The organism is candidate division KSB1 bacterium (genome assembly GCA_022562085.1).
Classification (GTDB): domain Bacteria; phylum Zhuqueibacterota; class Zhuqueibacteria; order Oceanimicrobiales; family Oceanimicrobiaceae; genus Oceanimicrobium.
This window is the reverse complement of the sequence record JADFPY010000014.1, coordinates 23,804-34,271: the sequence shown is the minus strand read 5'-3', so window position 1 is coordinate 34,271 and position 10,468 is coordinate 23,804. Positions and strand designations below refer to the sequence as shown.

Here is a 10,468-nt window from a genome sequence, read left to right as displayed (position 1 = left end):
GGACTTGAATTTAAAAAACAAAATTAGCCATCGTGCCAAAGCATTTTTAAAATTAAGGAACTTGCTGGAAAAATCTGAGTTTAAATTTTAATTTTTTTTTCTGATTTAGATGTTCGAATTTTGATTTCCCGGAATTCGGGGCGTAGCGCAGCCCGGTAGCGCATCTGCTTTGGGAGCAGAGGGTCGCTGGTTCAAATCCAGTCGCCCCGACCCAATCCAACCCTCGGAGGATTCAAAGCCTCCGGGGGTTTTCTATTTTAAGCCCCCCCAAATGATACAGAATATTAACACCCTAATTAGCCTCTTCTGTTGTTTTTTAAAAATTTGTTTTTTACATTTCTCGGGTGAAAAATCCGTTACAGAAATATCAACACATCGACCATACTGCGGATCTGGGTATTAAAGTCTTTGGTCTAACTCTGGCCGAGTTGTTTGAAAATGCCGCGTTTGGACTTTTTGATAACATTGCAAATCTTGAGAAAGTCAAACCCAACTCAGAATTCAGGGTCGAAGTGCAAGCGACCGATCGAGAAGCGCTACTGGTCAATTGGCTTTCCGAGCTGAATTACCTGTTTCTGACCCGAAAAGAGCTGTTTGCATCCTTTCATATTACAGAAATAGATGATGAGTATTTAACGGCAACAGTTGAGGGAGAAAAATTGGACCTTGACCGGCATGAAATTTATACCGAGGTCAAAGCGGTCACCTACCATAAACTGTATGTAAAAGAAAGTGACCGGGGTTGGGAAGCGCAAGTGATTTTTGATTTATAATAGCATTCAGCCATCAGCTTTCAGCAGTTAGCCTGTGGCTGATAGCCTAAAAAAACAGACAAATGCAAAACCTCAAGCTCAAAAAAATTACCGACTTCCTTTGGGAGATTCCCAAAGAAGGAAAAATGCAGGTGCCGGCGCGCATTTATGCCACCGAAAATATGATTGAGGCGATTCGAAATGATAATGCGTTGGAACAAGCGGCAAACGTCGCACATTTGCCGGGGATTGTAAACTATTCTCTGACCATGCCTGACATCCATTGGGGGTACGGTTTTCCCATCGGCGGCGTGGCTGCGTTTGACGTCGAAACCGGCGTCATTTCTCCGGGCGGAGTCGGTTACGACATCAACTGCGGTGTTCGCTTGCTGGCTTCAAAACTTACCCGTCAGGATCTTCAACCTAAAATAAAAGATTTGGTGAATTCGCTCTTTCATCATGTTCCGACCGGCGTGGGTGCTAAAGGTGAGCTTCGGGTTTCCATAGAAGAAGAAAAAAAAGTCATGCGGAAAGGAGCAACCTGGGCCGTAAAAAAAGGCTTCGGCAGCGAACAGGATTTGGAATATATTGAAGAAAACGGCTGTATTGACGGCGCGAATCCTGCGGTCATCAGTCCAAGGGCTTACGAGCGCGGCCGCTCACAATTGGGAACCCTCGGCTCCGGGAACCATTTTTTGGAAGTCGGCTATGTGGCTGAGATTTACGATGGTGAGGCTGCCAGCGTTCTGGGTCTTGAACTCGATCAGGTAACGGTGATTATTCACTGCGGATCACGCGGCTTTGGTCATCAAGTCTGCACGGATTACCTCGAGGTCATGAACCGGGCTGTGCAAAAGTACGGCATCGAGCTGCCCGACCGCCAACTTTGCTGCGCCCCAATTAATTCGCCTGAAGGTCAGGAATATTTACAAGCCATGTGCTGCGCTATTAATTATGCATTTGCGAATCGTCAAATCATTGCTGCCTGGACCCGGGATGCTTTTGAGGAGGCTTTGCAGATGAGCCCGGGAGATATTGGCTTGCGGACTGTCTACGAAGTGGCACACAATATTGCTAAGATGGAAACACATAAAGTCAACGGCAAAGAAATGAAACTTTGCGTGCATAGAAAAGGCGCGACCCGGGCGTTTGCACCCGGCTCCCCGGAGATTCCTGCAGCCTATAAATCGATTGGTCAACCGGTTCTCATTCCCGGTGACATGGGACGCTATTCTTATGTTTTAGTCGGGGCCGAAGGTGCGATGGAAAATACGTTTGGTTCAACTTGCCACGGTGCCGGGCGGGCAATGAGTCGTCACAAAGCAAAAAAAATCGCCCGGGGTAGAGCAATCGCAAGAGAGTTGGAGGACCGGGGAATTTACGTCAAAGCCTCGAGCCGCCGAACCCTCGATGAGGAAATTCCTGAGGCTTACAAAGACGTCGCGAATGTGGTGGACGCCTGCCAGATGGCTGGAATTTCTAAAAAGGTGGCACAGTTGCGGCCGCTTGGGTGTATTAAAGGGTAATCTGATTCAAATTGGGCGATTGGCTTTTGGCGATTGGCTAATAATTAGTTGAAATGGTTATTGTAAATCACCTGACAGGTGAAATGATATTTACTACGTAAATTCAAAAAAATAAAAACTAAAGGCCAACAGCTAATTGCCAAACGCATATTTTAGGTCTGATTTAGATTTTAGCGTAACATGGATATTGAAACCGCAAAAAAAAGAATTTCTGAACTTAGTTATCAATTAAACCACCACAGCTATCGATATTACGTCCTCGATGATCCGGAAATATCCGATTCCAAATACGACCGCCTTTATAGAGAGCTGCAGGATTTGGAAGAACAGTCCCCTGAACTGGTTACTCCGGATTCACCAACCCAAAGAGTTGGCGCGCCGCCGTTGGAGGGTTTTGTAAGCGTCACGCACGCGGTGCCGATGCTGAGTTTAGACAACGCCTTTGGAAACGATGAGCTTCGGGAGTTTGATGATAGAATGAAGCGGCTTTTGAACAGAACGGAGGATATTGAATATACCGTGGAACCCAAAATCGATGGCGTGGCTGTAGAATTGGTTTACGAAGGGGGGCTTTTTACTTTGGGGTCTACTCGCGGGGATGGTTTCGTTGGCGAAAATGTGACATTAAATCTCAAAACCATCAAATCAATTCCCATGCGCCTCCTGCAAAACAATTCCTCGGTGCCCGAAAGACTGGATGTGCGCGGTGAGGTTTACTACCCAAACTCCGGTTTTATGAAAATGAACAAAGAACGTGAGGCAAAAGGCGAGCCTACCTACGCGAACCCCAGAAATACCGCTGCCGGGACGCTTCGGCAGCTCGATTCAAAAATAACGGCAGCCCGGCCGCTGAATATTTTTATTCACAGCTTTGGACAGGCGGTTGGCTGCGAATTCTCCAGCCATTCTGAAGCCCTCGAAACATTTAAAACCTGGGGATTTCGGGTGAATCCTCATATTACGGTTTGCAAGAATATCGAAGAGGTTATCAAAAGTTGTGAAAAAATTGCTGTGCTGCGCGACGATCTCGATTATGAAATCGACGGCGCGGTCATAAAAGTAAACAACATGGCTATGCAAGCTCAAGCGGGCATGCGAACCCGCAGTCCACGTTGGGCGACCTCTTTAAAATTTGAAGCGAAGCAGGAAACGACTCAAATTTTAGACATTGTTCCCCAAGTTGGCCGGACCGGGGCGTTGACCCCGGTTGCACATTTAAAACCGGTGAAAATTGCCGGGGTCGAAGTTCGCCGTGCGACACTTCACAATCAGGATGAAATTGACCGGAAAGATGTGCGCATCGGTGATTGGGTAGTCGTGCAGCGCGCCGGCGACGTCATCCCGGAAGTGGTTAAAGTAATTGTTTCAAAAAGAACCGGCGCGGAGAAAAAATTCAAAATTCCTAAAAAATGCCCCATTTGCGGTTCCCACGTTCGACGAATCGATGGCGAGGCAGTGCACCGCTGTCAGAACCTATCCTGTCCGGCGCAATTGAAAGAGGGAGTTCGGCATTTTGCCTCAAAAGGGGCCATGGATATTGAAGGGCTCGGTGAAAAGCTCGTCGACCAACTTGTGGAGAAAGGTTTGGTCAAAAATGTCGCCGATTTTTATTCTTTAACAAAAGCGCAGTTGGCAGGTCTGGAAAGAATGGCCGAAAAATCCGCTCAAAATATAATCGATGCTCTGGAGGCCAGCAAAAATACTGATTTAAGCCGGCTTCTTTACGCATTTGGAATCCGATTTGTTGGCGAGCATGTGTCGAGGGTGCTGGCTAAAGAGTTCAAGACATTTGAGAATTTAAAGAAAGCATCGAAAGAACGTTTGCAGAGTGTTTATGAAATTGGCCCTCAGGTTGCAGAAAGTGTCTATCAATTTTTCAACGAAGAGCATAATCTTGAAACCATCAACCGGCTTCTAAAAAGTGGCGTTCGAATCAAAAAAGTTGAATCGGCAGCAGAGAATAAATTTTCCGACCGGACTTTTGTTTTTACCGGGGCCTTACAAATGTTTACACGTGATGATGCCGAACGATTGGTTGAAAGGTTGGGCGGACGTGCGGCTTCATCTGTAAGCCGTAACACATCCTTTGTTGTGGTAGGCGAGAATGCAGGCTCCAAAGCTCAGAAAGCCCGCGATCTCGATGTGGCTGTTTTAACTGAGGCAGAATTTAAAAAAATGGTTGATTGATTTTTGGATAATATGAAATGAATTTCAGGAGGGAATCATGTCTGACAATAACAGTGGTTCGGAGTTTTTTAAGGGGTTTTTATTTGGGGGAATTGCTGGTGCCGTAATCGCGCTTTTATATGCGCCAAAATCAGGAAAAGAAGTACGGGAAGATATTCGTAAAATATCCGCGGATCTAACAGATGATGCCCAGGTTACCCTCAAATCGGCCCAACAAAAAGCAGAGACACTCTTCGAGGAAACAAAAAAGCAATTGGAAGAATTGCGCAAGGAAGCCGAATCTGCTTTAGGGGACGTGAAAATGAAAGCCGCAGACGGAGTCGAGAAAGGTAAAACGACGGTCAAAAATGAAAAGCGGCGGCTTAGCGACGCAATCGATGCGGGGGTGGGTGCCTATAAAAAAGAAAAGACCAAAAAGGCTACCAAAAGTAGAGCTACGAGCAGGAAAACAAAATCTTAATATTTTAAGTTTAAGTCAAATAACTGACATTTCTCACTTTAGAAATGAGTCTTAATTTCTTTAAAAACAAAATTGAGCCACTGATTCACACGGATTGGACACGGATAGCATTCGTCGAGTTTGACGACTTATCGTGCAGTTGCTCTACTTGAAATCCGTGTTTCATCAGTGTTCATCCGTGGCTAAATCCTGTTGATTAGAACGGTTGTGAAGTGAGAAATGTTAGTGAAATAAGTAATTGAATTGCCGGTGAAGAACTATGGATATATCTGTAAGCGTTGCAATTATTGCAGCTTTGATTACTATCAACACGCTTTTTATGGTAATTGTATTATTTAAAGCCATAAAAGTATTTGGAGAAATTCAAAAACTCATTGAGATGGTTCGCCTTCACATTGTACCTGTCTCACATGATTTGACTCACATTTTAGGTGACGTGCGCTCTATCGTCAAAGCTGCGGAAGGGGAGATGGGCAAAGTCGGTGACAGCATCACTGCGGTGCGGGATACAGCCGTCAATCTCAAGGAATTCGAAGAATTGATTCAAGAGCGAATTGAGCGACCTCTTTTGGATGTAACGTCTGTGCTTTCGGCGCTGGTAAAGGGAGGAAGGGTGTTTTGGAATAACTATGCCAAGCGCTGATTTCAGGCTTATTAAATAAGGATATTTATTTAGGTAGCAAAATATGCAATCCCGTAAAGTTTTTTTAACGCCATTCTCAGGTACAGTCATTCTTGGATTGACTGTACTTCTACTGACAGCAGCTATTGCGTTTCTACCTCAGACCTTCGCCAAAATTAAACCTTCATTTGAAAGACACGTCCTCTTAGAGTACTTTGTTACGTTCCTTGGCATAGGCCTGTTTTTTGTTTTTCTTCGTCAATACAGGATTAACCGCACAAACAGTTTTCTCGTTTTCTTGATGGGGCTTTTCTCCTTTGTTATTTTTCAAATTCTGCAACTTGCCACAACACCCGGATTTTACGAAGTGCCCTGGCTGCCAACTTCAGCAAATCTTAGTTTAGGATTTGATCTTGCCGCTCGATCCGTATTCTCACTGCATTTTCTATTTACAATCTTTTTCTGGGCCAGGCTGCTAAACGATTCTGCGTTTAAAAGAAAATTTATTTTTTACGTAGGTTCCTTTTTGCTTTTATTTGGAGGTTGCGGTTATTTGTTCAGTAATTTCTCGCCTATATTTTTGCGGAACGGTGAATTAACTTTATTGACAAAGAGCATAGAGATTGGAACGGCTTCGCTGTTTTTTGCCGGGGCTGTCATGTTGATTCGACGGTATGTTAAAGAAAATCAGCCCATTTATTTTTGGTTTCTGCTTGCTTCGATATCTGCCGCGTTTACCAGCATTTATTTTGTTTTCTGGAATACACACGTTCAAGGTTTCTTTGATTTGGGTCATGTGCTGAAAGTACTGTCATTTTCCTCCTTCTTATTTGGATTTCTGCATGTCCAAAGCCGATCGCTGATTTTGAACGCGGGATTTGAACTGGGCCTCGAAACTGATAGCAACCTTTCTTTTCATCAATTAAGCGAGAAAATACCCGATGGTGTTGCTTTTTTTGATCGAGAGAAGAATCTTACTTTTTGCAACCAACTCTTTGCTGAGATGCTGAACTATTCAACAAGCGATATTAAAGGATTGCATTATTCTTCTTTTTTCGATCACAAAAATCATGAATCTGAAGAACGTTTCGAATCTGAAGCAATCATTAAGGATGGCGAAAAACGACCCGTGCTAATTAGTGAATCATACCTGATCAATTCACTCGGTGATATAATCGGTTCTCAGTGTATAATTTCGGACCTGACTGAGAGGAAAGAGGTTGAAAAGAAATTTGAACGGCTTATTCAGGAAAAAGCAAAAGATGTTGAAATTTTCCAACAATGTATTGAACACTCGACCGAGGGACTGCTTATCATAAATTTGGATACACGGATTAGTTACGTGAATCAAGCTTTTGAAAAAATGACCGGTTACCAAAAATCCGAGCTTGTCGGCTGTAATACCTCAGTGTTTGTAACCGATAATCGCAGCAAGTTGACGCATCAGGCGATTTGGGATACGGTGAAGGAAGACCAGGTTTGGCAGGGAGAGTTTTATACAAAGAAAAAGGATAACAGCAGCTTTCTTGCGGAAGTGTCCGTTGTTCCGATCCACGAGAATAAAGAGCGCATTGCAAGATACTTGTGGATTGAAAGAGATGTGACTCGGCGGAAGACGCTTGAGAGGAGTTTGCAAAGATATACAGAAGAATTGACTGAAAAGACAAATGAACTGCAAACATCGAAAACCTACTACGAAACCTTGATATCCGGTATGTCTGATATCTTGATCGTTGTGGATGGCGACGGAGAGTGTACATTTTTAAATGACTATGGGAGGAAAAGACTAAATTGCGAGGCCGACGATCTGAGCAAGCAAAAACTGCCAATATTTTTTGATGATCTCAAACGCCTGGAAAAAGACTACGGCACTGCAATCAAAATCGAAATTAAAGATTTTGAAGCCGTAATAAAGACTAAATCCGACGAAGCAATTCTTTGCAGCTGGCATTCAAGGCCCCTGTTTGATCGTGGCGGACGCCGGGTGGGTGCTATGGCGGTGGGACGGGATGTTACGGAGTATAAAAAACTGCAAAACGAACTTCAGGAGCAAGCAAAGAATTTAGGGGATAAAGTAGAGGCCAGAACTGCGGAACTGCAGACGAAAGTCGATCAGTTGGCAAAATTACTCGAAATAGGGGAAGAAATCCTGCTCAATATTGATGTCGATGTTATTTTAAATAAAATATGTGAAGCGGTTCAGGCATTAGGGTGGAAAAAAGTTGTTGTCTCTCTTCGCGATCATGAAAAACGGGTTTCAACTCCGGTAGCAGTCGCGGGTCTTGAGCCCAGCCAAGTCGAAGAAGTGATGAGCTGGCGCGAGATTCCATTCGAACACACCGAAAAATATTTTAAAGAATCTTTTCGAATTAGCAACTCATATTTGGTGGGACACGATGCTCAAATCACGAACAAAAATACCCGGTTTTCTATTTACTCGGATTTAGGAGAAGCAAAGGAAGGTGAGTGGCACTCCCTCGACGCCCTCTTGGTGCCGATTCGAACCAAAGATAGTATTCTAGGAATCATCAGCGTCGATGATCCGGCAGATAGAAAACGTCCTGGAATAGAAAAAATCCGCGATCTGGAAATATTTGCCGACAAAGCAGCCCTGGCAATAGAAAATGCCAGACTCTTTAAAGCTCAAAAGGAGAATGAAAGACAGACCAAGTTTTTAGCTGAAATAAGTCAACTGTTTCACTCCAGCCTTCAAGTAGATGAAGTATTTGAAGCGATCGTTCAGAAAGGTGGAAAAGAAATCGGTGAGTTCAGTAGTTTGCTTCTTGTTGATGAAGAAGGCGAATATCTGAAACCCGAGGCTTCTTACCATGCAAATCCTCAATTGGTCGATCGGTTCATGAAAGGAGTTGAAGAGTTTCCTTGCAAAGTTGGTGAAGGATTAATTGGATCTGTTGCTTCTACTGGTGAGCCATTCCGGGCCTCGAACCCCTTTTCGTCCGATCTGAAGAATTTCAAACAAACTCAATTTGCTTATCTCGAGCAATACAATCCCATTATATCCCTTATGATTGTCCCGCTCAGAGTGCGTTCCCGTATTATCGGTGTGCTTATTTATTTGCTTTACGAGACGAACCGTCGATACAAAAATGAGGATCTCAAATTAGCCGGGGAGCTGGCCGAACGTGCCGCCTTGGCAGTCGAGAATGCAAGGCTCTTCAAGGAAGCAGGAGAGAAAGCGAAAGAGTTGGAGGAAGCGAGCCAGTTAAAGTCAGAATTTTTAGCCAGCGTTTCGCACGAACTGAGAACGCCCCTTAACGCAATTATCTCCCTATCTGATATACTCATTCGCGGCATGTCAGGAGACTTAAATGTGGATCAAAACAAGCAGCTTCAAATTATACAAAGAAGCGGTAAAAATTTACTAAACTTAATTAACGATATTCTTGATCTCTCGAAAGTCGAATCTAAGAAAGTCGACCCGATTTATTCAAACATTCCGGTTCGCGCCGTCATTGAAGAAACGATTGAACATATTCGGCCTTTGTGTATACAAAAGGGTTTAAAGCTTGAACTTGAAACGACAGAAACTGTGCCCGAAACTATCTATTTAGATCCGGATAAATTGACCAAGGCTTTGTCGAATCTGTTAAGCAATGCTGTCAAATTTACCCGCAAAGGAAAAATCGAGGTTCACGTTAGCGTCGAAGAGAATTCGAGTTTGAAGATAGAAGTTTCGGATACGGGTGTTGGGATTCCGAAAGATCGAATTGATGAAATTTTTAAAGAATTCCATCAGATAGACAGCTCAGACAGCCGCGCGTACGCAGGGACTGGATTGGGGTTGGCAATTGCACGAAAAGTTCTCGACGTTATCGGCGGCTCGATTTCGGTGCAGAGCAGCTTGGGTAAAGGCTCTACTTTCACAATTTTGATTCCGATTCAAACAAGTGATGACCTAAATCATAAAAAGGCCATCGATCTTGATGAAAAAGTTGGAAAAAAAGAAAGGGAAGATATTGAAACTGATTTCACTGATGATCGCGATCATTTAGATGACGAGAGAAAATCGATTCTTGTTATCGATGATGAAAAAGAAGCCATTTACATTATGCGGCAGTATTTGCATAAAAAAAATTATCAAGTCATATTCCCTAATAACGGAGAAGATGTTATTCACGTTGCAAAACATTTTAAACCATTCGCAATCACCTTGGATATTATTATGCCGGATCAGGATGGATGGGAAATTCTTAAAATTTTAAAAAATGAACCGGAAACAAGAAAAATTCCGGTGATTATCACTTCAATATTGTCAGAGCAAGAACGCGCCTTTGAAATGGGAGCGGATGAATATCTGGTGAAACCTTTCGATTCACAAAAACTCTTTGCATTTTTGGCAACTGTGGGTGCACGTACAAAAAAGAGTGTTATTTCTGATCTGGGTCGATATTTAAATGCAAAGCGACAGGGCCTAAGTAGAAATTTTTTGATTCAAAAGGATGGTTCAGCTTCGGATTCAGGAATAAAAATTTTGCTAGTTGATGATGATAAAGACACCCAATATGTCTTAAAGTACATCCTTGAAGATGCCGGGTATTCATTATATTTTGCAAATGAGGGATGGGAAGCCGTTAAACAAGCCGAGTCTGTTAAGCCCGATTTAATTTTGATGGATATTATGATGCCGGGAATGAACGGTTACGAAGCTACCCGGACTTTAAAAACAAAAGATGCCTTTAAGAACGTTCCGATTGTTGCAATGACGGCTAAAGCAATGAAGGGGGATCGTAAAAAAACTATTATGGCCGGCTGCGATGATTATATTGCGAAGCCTTTTGTCACTGAAGACATTTTAAAAATGATTGAAAAGTGGCTGCAAGTAAGCAAATCCAACTAAGTGAAAAGGCAGCAGAACTCGCCCGGAGTTCTGTTTTGAACCCAAAGTGTTGAACCGCTAAGG

The 10,468-nt window shown here is 43.4% G+C and carries 6 protein-coding genes and 1 tRNA gene; all 7 read left to right on the top strand.

What is annotated here, in order from left to right; all coding sequences use genetic code 11:
• Positions 1 to 136: 136 nt before the first annotated feature.
• The 7 genes from IH879_02645 to IH879_02615 all read left to right on the top strand — a co-directional run bounded on the left by IH879_02645 (position 137) and on the right by IH879_02615 (position 10,405).
• Positions 137 to 210 (top strand) — tRNA-Pro (locus IH879_02645).
• A gap of 134 nt (positions 211 to 344) precedes the next feature.
• Positions 345 to 773 carry an archease gene (locus IH879_02640; GenBank protein ID MCH7673834.1) on the top strand — a complete coding sequence of 143 codons (429 nt, stop codon included), beginning with the start codon at positions 345 to 347 and terminating at the stop codon, positions 771 to 773.
• Positions 774 to 835: 62 nt separating this feature from the next.
• Positions 836 to 2,278, top strand: coding sequence for an RtcB family protein (locus IH879_02635; protein ID MCH7673833.1), 1,443 nt, complete (start codon positions 836 to 838; stop codon positions 2,276 to 2,278).
• Positions 2,279 to 2,458: 180 nt separating this feature from the next.
• Positions 2,459 to 4,465 carry an NAD-dependent DNA ligase LigA gene (gene ligA / locus IH879_02630; GenBank protein MCH7673832.1) on the top strand — a complete coding sequence of 669 codons (2,007 nt, stop codon included), beginning with the start codon at positions 2,459 to 2,461 and terminating at the stop codon, positions 4,463 to 4,465.
• 37 nt (positions 4,466 to 4,502) lie between these two features.
• Positions 4,503 to 4,925 (top strand): YtxH domain-containing protein, encoded by a 423-nt coding sequence (locus tag IH879_02625; GenBank protein ID MCH7673831.1) that lies wholly within the window; start codon positions 4,503 to 4,505, stop codon positions 4,923 to 4,925.
• A 259-nt stretch (positions 4,926 to 5,184) separates the two neighbouring features.
• The gene (locus IH879_02620; GenBank protein MCH7673830.1) at positions 5,185 to 5,568 is read left to right on the top strand and encodes a DUF948 domain-containing protein; all 384 of its coding nucleotides are present in this window, start codon (positions 5,185 to 5,187) and stop codon (positions 5,566 to 5,568) included.
• 43 nt (positions 5,569 to 5,611) lie between these two features.
• A complete protein-coding gene (locus IH879_02615; protein MCH7673829.1) occupies positions 5,612 to 10,405 on the top strand; it encodes a response regulator in 4,794 nt (1,597 codons plus the stop codon).
• The last annotated feature ends 63 nt before the right edge of the window (positions 10,406 to 10,468 follow it).